We start from the raw sequence: 15,649 nt of genomic DNA, 5'->3' as shown, positions 1-15,649 counted from the left end.
CCCGGGTCAGGCACGCGGCAGGTTGCGCACCACATTCAGCGCCGCACTGCTCTGCGCCACCGGCATGATCTCGACGGTATTGATGTTCACATGCGCCGGCTGATCGGCAATCCAGGCTACCGTAGCCGCGATATCCTCCGGCAGGATGGCCTCGACATCCCGATACAACGCCTGCACCGCGTCCAGGTCGCCATTCAGACGTACCACCGAGAAGTCAGTGCCCGAGCACAGCCCCGGCTCGATGTTGCTCACCCGTACTCGGGTGCCCGCCAGGTCGGCACGCAAGTTGAGGCTGAACTGGCGGACGAAGGCCTTGCTGGCGCCATAAACATTGCCGCCCGGGTAGGGGTAAGTGCCGGCGATAGAGCCAATGTTGATGATCATCCCGCTGTCGGCTTCCACCATTTGCGGCAGAATCTTGTGGGTAACCATGGCCAGGCCGGTGATGTTGGTGTCGATCATCCTCTGCCAGTTTTCGGCGCTGCTGGCCTGGGCTCGGTCCACACCCAACGCCAGCCCGGCGTTGTTGACCAGCAGGTCGATCTGCAGCGATGCATCACGAATCTGCTCGACCGCCGTCTCCAGCGACACCGGGTCGGTGACATCCAGCGCCAGCGGAATGAAATTGACGCCCAATTCGGCCTCCAGCGCTTTCAGTTTGTCCATGCGCCGGGCGCCACCGATCACGCGGTAGCCTTTGCCGATCAGCGTGCAGCAGATGGCACGGCCAAAACCCGAGGAGGCGCCAGTTACGAATGCGGTTTTCATCAGTTTTCTCCTATCAGTAGGTCAGGCCAGGTACTTCACGCCCAGGCTGGTGAACAGGCAAAGCATCGAGAACACCAGCGCCTTGCGTACCACTTCGTTGCCTTTGCGCAGCGCCAGGGCACTGCCCAGGTGGTTACCCAGGATGTTGCAGGCCACCAGCGGTAATGCCAGCAGGTAGACGACCTTCCCGGCCATGACGAAGGCGACCAAGGCGCCGATGTTGGAAGCGAAGTTGAAGGTTTTGGAGTTGGCCGAACTGGAGACCAGGTCCATGCGCAGCAGGTAATGGAAGGCGATGATGAACATGCTCCCGGTACCGGGGCCGAAGAAGCCGTCATAGAAGCCGATGGCCAGGCAGGTCAACGGCACCACGGTGTAGAGCATGCGCGAAGACAGCTCTCGCTCCTCTACCGGGCGGTCCTTGGGGGTGAGGAAGATGAGGATGCCGAACGGGATCAGCGCCAGGATGATCTTGCCTACAGTCTCTTGCGAGATAGACACGATCAGGTGCGCCCCCAGGTAGGCACCCAGAAGTGAGAACGGCACCCCGACCAACGCCACCTGCCAGACCATCTTGCTGTTGGCCAGGAAGTTGCGAATGGCCGCCAACGTGCCAAGGGTGCTGACCAGTTTTTCCTGGCCCAGTGCCACCTGCGGCGGCATGCCCACCAGCAAAAAGCCCGGTACCAGAAACAGACCGCCACCACCGGCAATACTGTCGACGAAGCCTGCAACGAAGGCGATCGCGCCGAGCATCAGGATTGCCAGCAACCAGTGTTCCGCCCAGAAGGCGCCTAACAGTTCCATAAGTATGCGTCCGTTGAATCAGTGAAATGGATCAGGAGAGAACTTCGTACAGGTGGTCGGCCCGGGCAAAATGCACCCGGTTGAGGTCGTTGACCGCAAACAGGCGTAACAGCCAGCGGTCGGCGCCATCGTTCTGCGGCTCGAAGCCGTCGCGGGCGTGCAACACGCGCTGGTTCTTGAACACCATAAAGTCGCCCGGCAGCAGCAGGTGCGGCTCATCGAAGCGGCGGGTCTCCAGCACGCCACGCAGGCAGCCCAAGGCCTGCTCGGCACGCAGGTTGAGGCCGTGGGTGTTCTCGCTGTCGAAACGGCACAACCATTCGCCAGCGTGACCACGCGCCAGCACTGGCAGCTCTGCCGTGCAACGGCGGTTGCCGGTGAATGAGTCCGGGCGGCGGATTTCGAACTGCGGCAGACACAGCTCGCGCACGGTCGACGCCGGCAGTGCTTCGACCACTGCATCAAGGTTGACCAGCGTGGTGCTGATGCGCGGGTCACAGCGCATGCCGAAGAACGACAGGTATTCCGGGCAGCAGGACGTTACGCCCAGCGGTTCGCAAGACAGCGGCAGGTCCGGGTTATCCACATGGTAGGAAAAACGCAGTCGCGAACCATGAGAACTCTTGTGGCTGGAAGAACTGCGCGACGGGATGACATGGCGGAACAACCGGCCATCGTTCTCCCCTTCGTAAACCACCGGGTTGATCCCCATCAGGCTTTGCATGGTCAGGCTCACCAGGCATGCAATGGGTGTGCTGCGCGGGCTGAGCACGCCTGTGTAGGGTGTGGGCGGGATGTCCCGGTCCCGGGGGCAGTTGCGCACGATCATGCTGGTCAACTGCGGATCTTCGACAAACCCTCGAACCTGCCGGCACAGCGCCTTGCCCAGCACTTCCTGCGCCTGGTCCTTGAGCTGCGGGTAAAGCTCTTTGCTCGCCTCAAAATCGAGCGGGGTATTGTTCAGCAAGGTTTGCCAGGCGCTGGAAGTAACCCAAGGCAGGCGGATCTCCAGAGAGGTTTGAGGCTCGGCCCCTTGTTGCAGGTGTGCGCTTTCCATTTCGAGTGCTATTCCATTGAGCTGGCTTGAGGCCGTTCGGTATCGTGCCAAGCCGGGCAGAGGCGGCAGAGGTTGTTTTTTTGAAGCCGTTCACAGCTATGCGATGGCGGCGATGAAAGCCTTTCAGGCAATTTCGCATTGCATCGACTCAATCATTGTAATTATAAAAATAACCTCGATTCAATTGATTTTCCAAAGCGTCAACACCTTGAATTGAATCGATCAAATCAACTCATTGATTTCAAAAGATTTCTAGATACACCGATGAGCAGACAATCTGGCATAGGTAAAGCGCATGGCCTCTAGAAGCGGGGCTTGATAGCTGCGCAGGGTAGGCGCAAGCGAGTCAATCAAGGCAATTTACATGTGGGAAAACACAATTACTTCCATCAGACCTTTCGTGCTAGGCTTCCGCGTTCTCGCAAATTCTGGTGCCATTTCTATGTGGGTTCCTCACTACAGCGACCTGGCGCAGCCGGTCTACCTGATGATCGCCGACGCCTTGGAGCAGGACATTGGCAGTGGCCGACTGGTGGCTGGCGAACGCTTGCCAACCCTCAAGGACCTGGCCGAGTCCCTGAACGTCACCCCTGGCACCATCGGCCGCGCTTATGACGAAGCCGCCAAGCGTGGCCTGGTTGTGGGTGAAGTCGGCAGAGGTACCTTTGTACTGCAACAACGGCCGACGCCGAATGCTGCCCCTGGCACCCGATCCAGCCCCGTGAATACCGGGCGCGAAAGCGGTCAGATCGACCTGTCGATCATCAAGCCCAACGACGCCCACATGAGCGACTGGCTGCGCGGAGCCATAACCGAACTCGCCGCTTCGCCCGACCTGGGGCAGGTGCTCGACTATGTCACCGAGGGTGGCCACGCGACGCACAAGCAGGCCGGCGCGGCCTGGATACAGCGCTGGCTGCCCGAAGCACGCTGGCAGCAAGTGGTACTGACCTCCGGGGCCCAGCATGGCCTGCTGGTAGCCATCAGCAGCCTGTCGAAGAGCGACGATGTGGTGCTGTGCGAGTCGTTTTGCTACCCAGGCATCATCTCTCTGGCCCACAGCATGGGCCGCCGCCTGCGCGGCGTGGCCATGGACGAGCACGGCATTATTCCTGATGCATTGCGCGCGGCCTGCCTGGAGCACCGCCCTTCCCTGCTGGTATGCGTCACCACGCACCAGAACCCGACCAACTCGATCATGCCCCACGCACGGCGCCAGGCCATCGCCGAGATCGCCCGCGAGTTCGACCTGTTCATCGTCGATGACGACATCTACGGTTTTCTTGAGCCCGCCCCGGATTACAAGCCACTGGCCGCGTATGCGCCTGAACGCTCGGTGTACCTCACCAGCCTGTCCAAGAGCGTGCTGCCGGCGCTGCGCATCGGCTACCTGTACGCTCCGCCGCAAACCCTGTCACGGTTATCGTCGATGGTACGCAGCAGCGTGTGGATGCCTTCGCCATTGATGGCGCAATTGGCCAGTAACCTGATCAACAGCGGTATGGCCGACCAGTTGGTACGGGTACAGCAGGACGAGGCGGCCGCGCGCCAGCACATGGCCCGGGAGATTCTTGGTCGATACAACATCCGTACTCAGCCCCACAGCTTTCATATCTGGCTGGAGTTGCCAGAGCCGTGGACCAGCGACGAGTTCGCCAACCTGGCGCGTAACAACGGCGTTACGGTGGTCAGCGGCAGCCAGTTTTTACCAGAACGTAGCCACGCCACCTGCGGTGTGCGCATCGCGCTGATGAGCCCCAGCCGCCAGGAACTGGGCTTTGCCCTGACCAAGTTGGCAAGCCTGCTGGATTCGCCGGAGCCGCGGTTGTTCTACTGAAGCACTGACTGGGTTAATACCCCCACAGGATTGCGCCGTAGAAGAAACCTGCGCAGTACCTATGAGAGCGGGCTCGCCCGCCCCCATAGTGAATGCAGCCCCTGAACTTATAGAGGTCACTCAAGCAGGTGCAGCACAACGGCCCCTGCTAAAACCAGACTCACGCCTACAACTTGAAAGCAGGACAACCGCTCTCGATAGAAGAAAAAGCCAAGTACCGCAGCGATTCCGCCCGAAAGCGTGCTGATCACCGTAACAACAGAAATCGAACCATTGAGCGCCCCCCAGGAAAAGGCAGAAAAGCCACCGAGGTTAAACAGGCTGGCACCGCATAATGTTGCATAGGTTCTTGGCCTGATTACCGACCAGCCCCTCATCAGCCTGAGCGCTTCGGGCATGAGGAAGATCACCCCAACGGCATACCCTAGCGCCAACATGTTCACAGGGCCGAGTGATGGCAGCGCATATTTTCCCTGAAGCCAGAAACTGACGCCGTAGAGCGCCGCCGCCAATAGAGCGAACGCAACCGGCAAACGGCTCATCGAGCGCCCCTGATCATCCGCCTTGTTACCGCTGCTACTGGCCAACAGCACGCCAAAGAAACAGATCAGCAAACCAAGAAACTGCCAAAGCGACAATTCATCACCACCCAGCCAGGCCAGCAGCGTAGTAAAAACGCCATACGTGGTCACCAGCGGAGCCACAACTGCCGTTTTGCCGATAGCAAAGGCCTTGGAAAGTGACAGCGCTCCTAACACCGTGCAAAGCGCCGCAACACCGCCAAGAAGCAATGCGCTAACAGGGGCCGCCAGCATCTTCTCCAGCTGATTGGCCGACATGAGGATGATCAGTCCCATCAGCAACAGGCCCAATACCTGTCCAAAAAAGACGGCTCGACGAATACCAACCGCCCGAGCGTTTACCCCCACCAGAAAATCCGCAGCACCCCAAAGTACGGCAGCTACCAAACCCATGATGACGTCCATGCTTCCATTCCCTCTGCCTGCTATGAAGCAGATACTAAACAGAGAGGGCGGTGAGGAGTTGCAACACCAGCAACTTCAGACGTCTCCTACACAGGATACCGGGCCATAAAAAAACCAAGGCAACTGCCCTGGTTTTTTTGTCTTGTTAGACGCCTTACCTTGCCGATCAGAACGGTTATGAATACCGGAAAGCTAAAAAACCAATCGAGCTAGTGAGCGCCCATAAAACAAGGGGTCAACCACCACATAGAAAGTCATACCGCATGAAAAACGTACGGAATTTTGTAATGATTCGCCGCTTTTCGCTCAAAAAACTTTACAAAAATGGATCGTAGCCCAAGCGAGGCACCGCTCGTCGGAATTGAGCGCAAAGAGACGTTTCGCCTTCTTGTCTATTCGCATTATCCACCAACCGTCGTCCTGGAGATTTTAAGGTAAAGCACTGCCTCAGCTTTCGTCATACCCTGTCCTTGGCACGCTCGCACCCTAGACCTCATCTCGTCAGTCCGCTTTGCTCCCTCCCCAACACCCAGTGCATCGCTCGTGAGGATCGGTAGCACAACGATCCCTTCACTAATCAAAGCCTCTAGGCTCTGTACGAAAAGCCTTGATACTCGGTGATGCTGCGTTGAAAACAGCCTCGGAATGCTCATTTACAATCCGTAAACTCCGCTTCCTCGGCTGTTTTCGCCTTGCCTGACCTTCGTCTCAAGACTTTTCATCCAGACCCTAGGGAGCGCAATTTCTACCACTGAAATAAGCGAGGATCTGCCTTGCCTCCGCTGCTTTAGCCAAAAGCAAGAGGCTGCTCGGGCTGACCTGCAAAGAACGCTGGAAACGGTCGATAGGCTGCGCAGTGACAGTGACCTAGCTCAGCAACCTCGCTTACAGAATCAATGGCCACCAATACCAATCAATAGGTAAAAGAGTTCCTAAGCCATGTAAGGCTGTTGCCGAGTCTAACTTGGTCATCCGGCACCAACAAATACACCCAACACTTCCCCCCATTAATTTTTGCATGCTCGTTAGCATAGCCGCACCAGCGCTCAGCCGCACGGGCCTTGTTCTGAGTGTCAACTAGATCTATCTGATCAGCGCGTTTTGGTTCGATCATTAGATAATCATCTTGAGTTTCTACAATAAAATCAGGCTCGTAGTTCTGTCCATTCTGATACTCAATTCGGAACTGACCAGGTGCTGGTTTCATCCATCTAATCACCTGCGGATCGTCCTCAAGGATTTGCGCTAACCGCCACTCTCCATCCACTGAATCGAACTTCTGGTAGGGATAGCAGCAGCGCTGAAAACCCTCGAAGACCATCTGCCGAACCAAGCGCTTTTCGGTAATCGGTGTTCGGAAATATCGTGGACTATCACCGGCAGGTAAAGTATACGCCGCAGGTTTGAGGACATCGAAACCCTGAGTAACCTTGCCTCTGTAATCCGTCGGAGTAGTACGCACATGGGCCTGCATCTGGGCCCAGATGAAATCACTCAGCTGCTTTTGCCAGTAGAGCAGCACATTTTCCACGGCATCGGTATTGCTGAGATAGCCCTTCAGATGAGTGATCATCTGCGCCGCCAGCTTGTAAAGCAGGCCAGCATACTGATCGTAATCCACCTCGTCCCGAGCAAACAAATGACGTACTAGATAATCCTCGAATCGGGCCTCGGTGGCCTCCTGCCGATCCCAAAGAATAGTAGCGCTCTGGTTGCTCTCCAGGTGGTGCAGAAGAATTTCTTTGGCCACGGGCTCGAAGCGAACTTTCTCTAGCCCCACCAGATCGAAATCCTCGAAATGATAATTGACCTCTCGTGTTGGCAACACTGCAATGCGCGGCACATCAATGGTCAGGGCAACAATTTTCTCCGTAACCTTGAGCACCAGTGCTTGCAACTCGCCAGCGGTCTGCAGCTCGATGTCCTGCAGGCCACTCAGTTGTGGTTGAACAGGCAACTGGTTCTCCAGTACACGCTGAACACGCTTGACTAGGCGCTGCTGGGTTTCCCGGCTCTGCAACTCAAGGCTAGTGCCGAGCTTGCGTGCCTCCTCGTGTAGGGCTTCAAGGGTAATGGCAACCACTCTGGCCTCTTCGGCATTCTTCACTTGAACCTGATACCGGCCCTGAATCTCTGCAGCAGGCGAAGCTGAAGACTCATCCGAAATACGCGCAGTTATCGGTGACGACGGCAATAGCTGAGGCTTTTTCTGCGGGACATCCGCTTCGCTCTCGCCACCGATATACACTTTTTCATGTATCAGCGAATCATCAAGATTGGCTCGGTCAACAATTTCTTGAAAGCGATCATGGGCGACGATACACAAGCGATCGACCGCCACCACACCGGTACGCTTGCCATAGGGCAGGCGCAAACCACGACCAAGGGTCTGCTCGGTGAGAATCTCTGAAGCCGAAGCACGCAGCGGCACAATGGTGTACAGGTTGGTGACGTCCCAACCTTCCTTGAGCTTGTTGACGTGGATCACAATCTCGGTGTTTTCGTCATGCTCCACCGCCAACAGCCGTTCGGTAGATTCATCCGATTCTGAGCCCGAGAGGTTGGAATGCACTTCGATAACTCGATCCCGATAGCGCCCACCGAAGAATTTTTTCGACTGAATCAGGCCACGAATCGACGAGGCATGGGCTGTGTCTTGTGCCACCACTAACATGAACGGCTTGATTGTCTTGACGCCATAGTTGCGTGCGTAGTTCTCCAACTCGACCTTGACGAATTCGTGGTGATGGATGCCATCCTCCAGCTTGATGGATTCGAGAACATCTGGAGAATATTGATCGCTATTAAAATCCCGGCGGGTTCCGACGGCAGGGATTTTTACATAGCCATCTTGAAGTGCCTTAGAAAGCGGATAGTGATACACCACATTACTGAACGGTCTGGGTTTGACGCCGGTGGTTTTTGGCGTTGCCGTGAGCTCCAGACCGAGCACAGGCTTGAGATCATCGATCGCCTTCGCGCCCGCATCGGCGTAGTACCGATGCGCCTCATCCATCAGCACGACCAGATCAGGCAGACCAGCCAGATAGTCGAAATATGATTCGCCTAAATACTCCTGCAGACGGCGTACTTTGGCAGTCGCCGACTTCGTCGCACCCTTTTTATTATCACGAGCATTGATCTTGGCGATATTGAAGATATTGATATGCAGCGCACCTTCCACATTCAGCATGTCACCCTGCATTGTCAATGGTTTGGGAACCGCATAGTCTAACCGTACGCCCCGTCCGTCTTCGTAATCATCCCCCGTAATAATCACAGGTGGCGTGCCAGCCATCTCGGGAATCCCGGTGAATACATATTTTGGCTCACCAAATCTGAAGTCTTTTTTCAGCTTTTCATAAATCGTCAAATTTGGCGCCAGGATTAAAAAGTGGCGGCTGCGCCCGGTGATGAACAGCCAAGCGACCATTGCCCCCATCAAGCGCGTTTTGCCCACGCCAGTGGCCAAGGCAAAGCACAGTGACGGGAAGGCGCGCTCGAACGCCTGCATACTCGAATAATGGCTACGGATCACCTGCAGCCAATGCTGCATGTCAGGTTCTTTGCCCAGCGGTAATTGGTCGAGAAGCTCGACCAGAATATCCAACGATTCCCGTTGTGGCTTGCGCAGCGAAAGTCGTGCGGTGATCTGATTAGCTACTCTCCGCCCATTGATTGGCTCAGCCATAAATAACATCCTTATTCATCTTCGAGTACAAGCTCATCCGGCCCGGCAGTTAGATTGATGCTAAAACTATAATCGTCCTGATCCCACTCGCACTTGCCCAAGATCGCATGTGGAATTTTTTTCAGCGTTAAGTTAGGGAATACATCGACATCTGCCATAAACGCCTTGCAACAGATCAGCAAGGTACGTTCACTACCCACCTCGTCACCAATACGGCGCAACTGATCATGGCTCAGACTACCTGTAGTCACGTAGATAAAATCTCTCTCGCTGCTGCGCCCGTGTTCCCAGAAATGAATCTGGCTCGGGGCATACTCGAAGCCCATGTGCTTGCACATGGCCTCGGCAAGCATCTCTGCGTTGTAGGTTGGGTTGATGACCCAGTTGCCCCACTGATCCTTCTTCAGCAGCGAAGGCGCTATGCGCAAATAGCGGAAACCGCCGCCGCCCTGCCAATCGACCGCCTTACTGATCCCGCCTTGGTCGGTTCCGTCGATCACCTTTTTCAGGCGGGGTACGATATGGGTATGGCAGTGCTCGCCCAATTCAACCATGATCCAGCGACGCCCCATCTTGTGGGCGACAGCCCCCGTGGTACCGGAACCACCAAAGGAGTCGAGGACGAGGTCACCGGGCGCGGTCGCCAGGTCTAAAATTTTCTTTATCAGTGCTTCAGGCTTTTTCCCGTTAGGAAATAGTACGCCGCCTTCTTTGGTTAGGTTATTCAATGGAAAACCTTCCCAAAAAGTGCCTGCTTTTTCCTTCTTAATAAGCTTTTTTCCTTTCTTCTCTGAAATATCGGAAAGCCAAGCCAGAAGATCCCTATTACCCCCCTTATAGTACAAGGCTGTAACCTTACCTTTCGAGCGGCCAGACCTCGGAGTGTATTCAATACTTACAAAGTCACCAAACCCCTCCGTAGCCTCCATTACTCTAGCCCGAATAGAACTTTGAGCGTTAGTATCTCGGAATATGCGGTCGAAATATTTAAAATACACTTCCTCCTCAGTAAGCCCATCCTCCTGCATAAGCTCTTTGATGGTTTTAATCTCAACATCCTCATGAGCGAAAATCTTTATTTCTTCTCCTGAGCCATCATAAATTGTTTTCTGATAGACACGCGTCCCAAATGAGGTAATCGCGCGAGTGTATTTCCAGCTTTTACCCTCATCACGCATTTCCGCTATGACTTCAAAGAGCTCGGCCTCATCATACACGTCATTAAACTTCGAAAACATATTCTTGTCTTTTGAATAGACAAGAATATGTTCAATATTTTTTTTCAGCCTCTTATCTTCACCACCTCCACTGGCGCCCGATGTTTGCTTCATTTTAGCGCTGATCTGGTTAAGGAAATTACCTCTACCAAAAACCTCATCTAGCAACACCTTTGCATAGGCACATTCATCATCGTTCAGCTGACAGAAGAAAACACCATCCCCAGTTAGAAGCTCGCGAAGTAACGCGACCCTATCTCTAAAACGGGTCAACCACTCAGAGTGCTCGATACCATCATCGTAATTTATGAACATCTGGCCAGTGTTATAGGGTGGATCTACATAAATGCATTTAACCTTACCGGCATATTTTGCTTCCAGCGCCTTGAGAGCCAGCAGGTTGTCGCCCTGGATCAGCAGGTTATCGTGGTAGGCCTGGTTGGGCGTATCCGCCAGCAGGTCGCCTTGGGCGGGTATCGGAGCATGAGCCTGGTACGATAGGGTCGTGTCCTCAATCAAGATGCGCGGTTCGAGACGCGGGCGGTTTTCTTTGCCGATCCAGTTCAGTTCAAGTTTGGGTTTGTCAGTCATCAGTGCTTTCTTCGTCTTCAGCAAAGTGCGCCAGCAGGCCATTACGTTCACGGCTGGCAGCAAAAATAGTCAGTTTCAGCTCAGTGTGGTCGGTCTGTTCATAATTAGGGCGGCGCAACGACAGGCGCTCACTGGCAGAGATAATGGTGGGTACACCCTCACCACGCCGCTCGATCATGTTCTGTCGGCGCGTGCTTGGATCTGCCGGGTAGTAGCGGCTCAGCAAGTTCACTAGAGTCTCGTTACGGCTAATACTGTTGGCATCCATGCTGTCCACGGTCAGACTGTCGGGCAGTCCGCCGGGCGTGCTGATTTCCAGGCGATCAGAGAACAGATGAACGCGGATACGCGCGCCATAAATCGAGTAATCACGATGAGCCACAGCGTTAACCAAGGCTTCGTAGACGGCGCCTAGGTCATACTGCGGAATATCGATACGGCCCGGACGCTTAACCGCTTCGACGCGCATGCTACGGCGGACGAAGTTGAATGCCTGCTGAATCTGCTCATCCACAGGACCGTCGCAATCTTGAGCGTCGATTTGGTATTCAGCATTGCGCTCACTACTGGAATAAGCGACGCATTGCACATAGGCCGAAGAGAGAATGTCGCTAGGTCGGCGAGTCAACAGAAGCACCCCTGTCACCGTAAGGTGCAAGTTCTGGCTTTCATCTTCACGCATTAGGTTAAGTTTTTTGAGCTGCATGGTTTCGGGAAGGTCGCCACGCACGAAACGCGCCTTGAGCTCTGCTGCAATATTTTCACGACTAGTGCCCGGCACCAGCTGCTCATCGAAGCGAATCAGCCGAGCCATACTGCGCTGCTGGAACAACCTGGCCAATAGCTCCGGTGGCATGTCGCGCTTACTTGATCCCACGCGGTGACAGTAACCACCAGGGCTGCGGTGGACGAACAGGCTTTTCTGCACCCGTACCCAAACCAGTGGTCTCGCCTGTCCGTGATTATCAGGGATCTCCACCAGTCGGGTTTCGATGGCAATGGCGGGCTCGACCAATTGACTGACAATATTGGTCAGCCATAGCTCGACGGTATCCAGATCATTATGCGCAATGCCTTCGACCTCTCGCGTTCTGTCATTTACGCCAAGTACCAAAATGCCACCGCTGGCATTGGCGAAGGCCGCCAACTCGTCGGCCATGCTATTGCGATGAGGGTCGTTGACCTTGTCGCCACGCAAGGTTATCGCCTTGAACTCGTAGGCAGAATCTTCCCCCAAGCGGATCTGATAGATCAGTTCGCGCACCAGCTCCGTGGTGTTGATCATACGCTCGCCTCCAAGCGCCAGCGCAGAGTGAATAATCGCTCATGGCTGATGCTGATCTCTAGGTTTTCCTCAATACCTTCCAGCAAACGATCCTCTTCCTGTTCGATTCTCTTCTTCTCTTCGTGGTACGCAAGCATCAGGTCATCACGCTCTCGCTCAAGCTTCTTCAGTGCCCTCTTGGCACTCATTTTCTCTTGCAAGGTTTCCAGCTGGCGCACGGCTTTGCGCGCATCCTTGATTTCCTGATCGAGTTGTTTTCCGCGAATATCCAGACCGATGCGCTTGTCCTCTGCCCAACGTTCGAGTTTTTCGGTTTCCTCTTCAAAAAAACGCTCATTACGGGCTTCCGCTTCGCTTAAATAGCCAGCGCGCAAGACCTCAAGGTGAGCTTCTAGATCCTGTGCATGATGAATAGCCGGCTCCCCCTCCTGCTTGTTACCCCACAACCTCAACAGACGCTCGCAAGTACGCTCATCCAGCGGTTGTTGCTTATCCGTTAGACCGCAGAGCAACAAATGTTGGTATTGCTGCTTGGGCGTGTTGAACAAAAGTTTCTCAACCACCAGTTCGCCTGACTGGTTCAGCAGATCCAATAGGTTGGAATACTGGCCATTGTCCGCTGGTGCATAACGAAATACGATTTCAGCAGTACTGGTCGTATCGCTGGAGATAGCTTGTTCGATAAGTTGCTTGCCCAAGCCATCGTTGGCTTGCAGAAACTGACTGTCAGTCTGCTCCACAGATTGCCAGTCCGGGTCGTACCATTGCCCGTCCAGCTCGAACCTTTGCCCCTGAAAGTTCGCTTCTGGCAAACTCATACGAGCAAGCAGCAGGAGATGCTGTTGGTACTGGTCGAGAGCATTCTCCGTCTGCTCACGGCGCATGTTCAGGCGCTTGATCACGTCAACGTCAAAGTGCTCCAGCAAGGAACGACGCGCATCTTGGTTACGGCTCTCAATCTGCGCCTGCAATTGCTCCTGTAACTGGTCAAACTCGCGTTCAATCTCAGCGTCGCTACGGCACTCCTGGTAAATAGCATGGATACGCTGCTCGATATCCACCCCAGACTCAATGGCCCCAAGTATCTCATCGGACGCTCCGAAAACGCCCTCGAACAAATTGAATTTCTTGCTCAATAACTCAAAGACACGCACATCGGCTTTATTCGCACCATTGATGAAGTTCACCACCACGACGTCATGCTTCTGCCCGTAGCGGTGCACGCGTCCGATGCGCTGCTCGACGCGCTGGGGGTTCCAGGGTAAGTCGTAGTTGATCAGCAACGAGCAAAATTGCAGGTTGATACCTTCGGCCCCTGCCTCAGTGCAAATCATGATCATGGCCTGATCCCGAAAACGCTCTACCAGCGCAGCTTTCATATCAGCAGTGCGAGAACCGGAAATGCGAGACGAACCAGCGTGCCGCTGCTGCCAGGCCTGCAAAGTCGCCAGAGAGTCTTGATCGTTATTGGTGCCATTGAGCAGCACGACACGCCCGCCATAGCCTGCAAGCGTTAGCTGCTCAAGCAGCCAAGCCTGGGTACGAACCGACTCCGTGAAAATCACGGCTTTCCTTTGCCCCCCCAAACGTTGGGCAAAGTCGAAGGCATTCTCTAATACAGTCAATAGCTCATCGCATTTCGCGTTGCTGGTTATGCTGTCCGCTAGAGCCAGAAAGCTTTTAAGCCTGTCGACTTCAGACTGCAGTGCATCAAGGTCAATGAAGTCCTCGTCTTCAGTGCCTGTGGCGTCGGAAAGGTCACCAAGCTCTTCATAGTCGGCAAGCGCTTCAGCCAGAGAGGCTTTCTGTTCCAGCCTTTCGATCATGCGCTGCAATGTGCCACGCAGTGCATGGGACGAAGAGGCGAGAATCTTGCGGACAACCAGTGTCACCAGATGCCGGGCCTGCGGCTTGATGGCTAGGGTCTGCTCGTCCTGCAGGTATTCAGATACAAGCTCATACAGCTTAGTCTCACTGGGCTTGGGCTCGTAGGTCGAGGTCATCGAATAGCGGCGGGTAAAGTTGATACCGCCTTCCTCCTGCACCTGGCGTCGCAGCGTACGTTTGCAGATGCTCTGCAAGCGATGACGCAACAACTCAAGCTCGGCATCATCTACTCGTGGCCGGCCATACCGGGCTTTGAAGGATTGCAAGTCGCCGAAGAAATGCGGATCCACGACCGAGACCAAACCATAGAGCTCCAGAAGGCTGTTCTGCAGAGGGGTGGCCGACAAAAGCACCTTTGGACAACCGAGCAAGGCATCATTCAAAGCCTTGGCAATCTTTGCCCCATCGTTCTTGTAAATGTTGCGCAAGCGATGCGCTTCGTCGAACACCACTAAATCCCAAGGTACACGAGCCAGTTCGGGCTCCTTACGGGCAGCGAACTCGTACGAGCAGATGACGATAGCCGGCTCCCCAGCTATTTCCCTGTCGAAAGGGTTACTGATGCCGGCCTTTTTGGCCTCGTTGAAATCTTTGGCTTCCAGAATCTTCGACGGCAGCGCAAATTTATCGAAAAGCTCCTGTTGCCACTGCTTACGCAGTGTCGCTGGCACGATCAACAATAAGCGACAGCGCTGTTCGGCCCACTTCTGCGCCAGAACAAGACTTGCCTCAATGGTCTTACCGAGACCAACCTCATCCGCCAGGATCACCCCCTTAGACAATGGCGATTTCAGGGCGAAAAGCGCAGCGTCCACCTGATGAGGGTTCATATCAACCCTCGCGCTGGCAATAGTCTTGGTCAAAGCCTGCTCATCGGGTCGAGACAGCGCCAACCAATGAGCCATATAAGCACGCTGATGATCGGTGTACATCAGCCCTCCTTGCGCGGAGCAAGCGGGTTGAAATTGGCAGGCTGTTCCAAGCGAGCAAGAAACTCACTGATGGCCTGACGAACTACCCACGCTAGCGACAAGCCATGCTGGTCAGCCAATGCTTGCAGTTGCTCAAGTTGTTCGGGCGTCAAAGAAATTGTGGTGCGTGAAGATTTCATAGTTTTTGGGTCATCACGAGGGGAACTGCATCACTTTACATCCTTATGAGTCAGTTTTCTTGTTTGACATTCTGATTTTTGGAGTCAATGAGGATCCGATTGGGTGAATCAGGTCTCTCGAAAATGCTATGCGTGGGAGCTTAGTAGCGTCTCGCACAGCCTTGGTGTCGCCACCCATAATGACCTGCGCTTGGCCCTGGATTCCGTTGTGTAGAGGAACGTCCGGTCGAGAATCCGGGGTTGAGGCGCAGGGTTGATCACGCGCCTGAATTGAGCGCCTTGGGCCTTGTGAAGGTAACTGAGTGCACGACCTTATGATCGGTATACCTGGTGTGACAGTTACGACGCAGGGCATCGACGCCTGCGTATCGGCACGAGCTGGTAGCTGAAGGATTTGAGACCTCGCCCAGCC

Annotated in this window: 10 protein-coding genes; 1 reads left to right on the top strand and 9 read right to left on the bottom strand. The window is 54.8% G+C overall.

The window, feature by feature from the left end; translation table 11 throughout:
* Positions 1 to 6: 6 nt before the first annotated feature.
* From A0O30_RS23595 to A0O30_RS23585, 3 genes are read right to left on the bottom strand one after another with little or no spacing between them, the layout of a single operon-like run.
* On the bottom strand, positions 7 to 768 hold the full coding sequence (locus tag A0O30_RS23595) for an SDR family NAD(P)-dependent oxidoreductase (RefSeq protein ID WP_105948231.1): 762 nt from the start codon (positions 766 to 768) through the stop codon (positions 7 to 9).
* A gap of 21 nt (positions 769 to 789) precedes the next feature.
* Positions 790 to 1,575, bottom strand: a complete 786-nt coding sequence (locus A0O30_RS23590; protein ID WP_105948230.1) for a TSUP family transporter — start codon at positions 1,573 to 1,575, stop codon at positions 790 to 792.
* 31 nt (positions 1,576 to 1,606) lie between these two features.
* Positions 1,607 to 2,632 carry a TauD/TfdA family dioxygenase gene (locus A0O30_RS23585; protein ID WP_105948229.1) on the bottom strand — a complete coding sequence of 342 codons (1,026 nt, stop codon included), beginning with the start codon at positions 2,630 to 2,632 and terminating at the stop codon, positions 1,607 to 1,609.
* A 442-nt stretch (positions 2,633 to 3,074) separates the two neighbouring features.
* Here A0O30_RS23585 and A0O30_RS23580 point away from each other — a divergent pair, with 442 nt between their 5' ends.
* Positions 3,075 to 4,469 carry a PLP-dependent aminotransferase family protein gene (locus A0O30_RS23580; protein WP_105948228.1) on the top strand — a complete coding sequence of 465 codons (1,395 nt, stop codon included), beginning with the start codon at positions 3,075 to 3,077 and terminating at the stop codon, positions 4,467 to 4,469.
* A gap of 116 nt (positions 4,470 to 4,585) precedes the next feature.
* Here the strand turns inward: A0O30_RS23580 and A0O30_RS23575 are convergent, their stop codons facing one another.
* The 6 genes from A0O30_RS23575 to A0O30_RS23545 form a co-directional block, all read right to left on the bottom strand.
* Positions 4,586 to 5,455, bottom strand: a complete 870-nt coding sequence (locus tag A0O30_RS23575) for a DMT family transporter (RefSeq protein ID WP_105948227.1) — start codon at positions 5,453 to 5,455, stop codon at positions 4,586 to 4,588.
* 913 nt (positions 5,456 to 6,368) lie between these two features.
* Entirely contained in the window at positions 6,369 to 9,146 is a 2,778-nt protein-coding gene (locus tag A0O30_RS23565) for a DEAD/DEAH box helicase (RefSeq protein ID WP_105948225.1), read from the bottom strand.
* A gap of 11 nt (positions 9,147 to 9,157) precedes the next feature.
* The gene (locus A0O30_RS23560) at positions 9,158 to 10,954 is read right to left on the bottom strand and encodes a site-specific DNA-methyltransferase (RefSeq protein WP_158261462.1); all 1,797 of its coding nucleotides are present in this window, start codon (positions 10,952 to 10,954) and stop codon (positions 9,158 to 9,160) included.
* Positions 10,947 to 12,239: an ATP-binding protein gene (locus A0O30_RS23555; protein ID WP_105948223.1), complete on the bottom strand. Its 1,293-nt coding sequence runs from the start codon at positions 12,237 to 12,239 to the stop codon at positions 10,947 to 10,949. Before A0O30_RS23555 ends, A0O30_RS23560 begins: the two co-directional genes overlap by 8 nt.
* Positions 12,236 to 15,058 carry an SNF2-related protein gene (locus tag A0O30_RS23550; protein WP_105948222.1) on the bottom strand — a complete coding sequence of 941 codons (2,823 nt, stop codon included), beginning with the start codon at positions 15,056 to 15,058 and terminating at the stop codon, positions 12,236 to 12,238. Before A0O30_RS23550 ends, A0O30_RS23555 begins: the two co-directional genes overlap by 4 nt.
* Positions 15,058 to 15,237 (bottom strand): CopG family transcriptional regulator, encoded by a 180-nt coding sequence (locus A0O30_RS23545; RefSeq protein WP_105948221.1) that lies wholly within the window; start codon positions 15,235 to 15,237, stop codon positions 15,058 to 15,060. The genes A0O30_RS23550 and A0O30_RS23545 overlap by 1 nt, the downstream gene beginning before the upstream one ends.
* Between the last annotated feature and the right edge of the window lie 412 nt (positions 15,238 to 15,649).

Origin of the sequence: Pseudomonas sp. LLC-1 (assembly GCF_002992185.1) — a bacterium.
Classification (GTDB): Bacteria; Pseudomonadota; Gammaproteobacteria; order Pseudomonadales; family Pseudomonadaceae; genus Aquipseudomonas; species Aquipseudomonas monteilii.
This window is presented reverse-complemented; position numbering and strand designations above follow the sequence as displayed.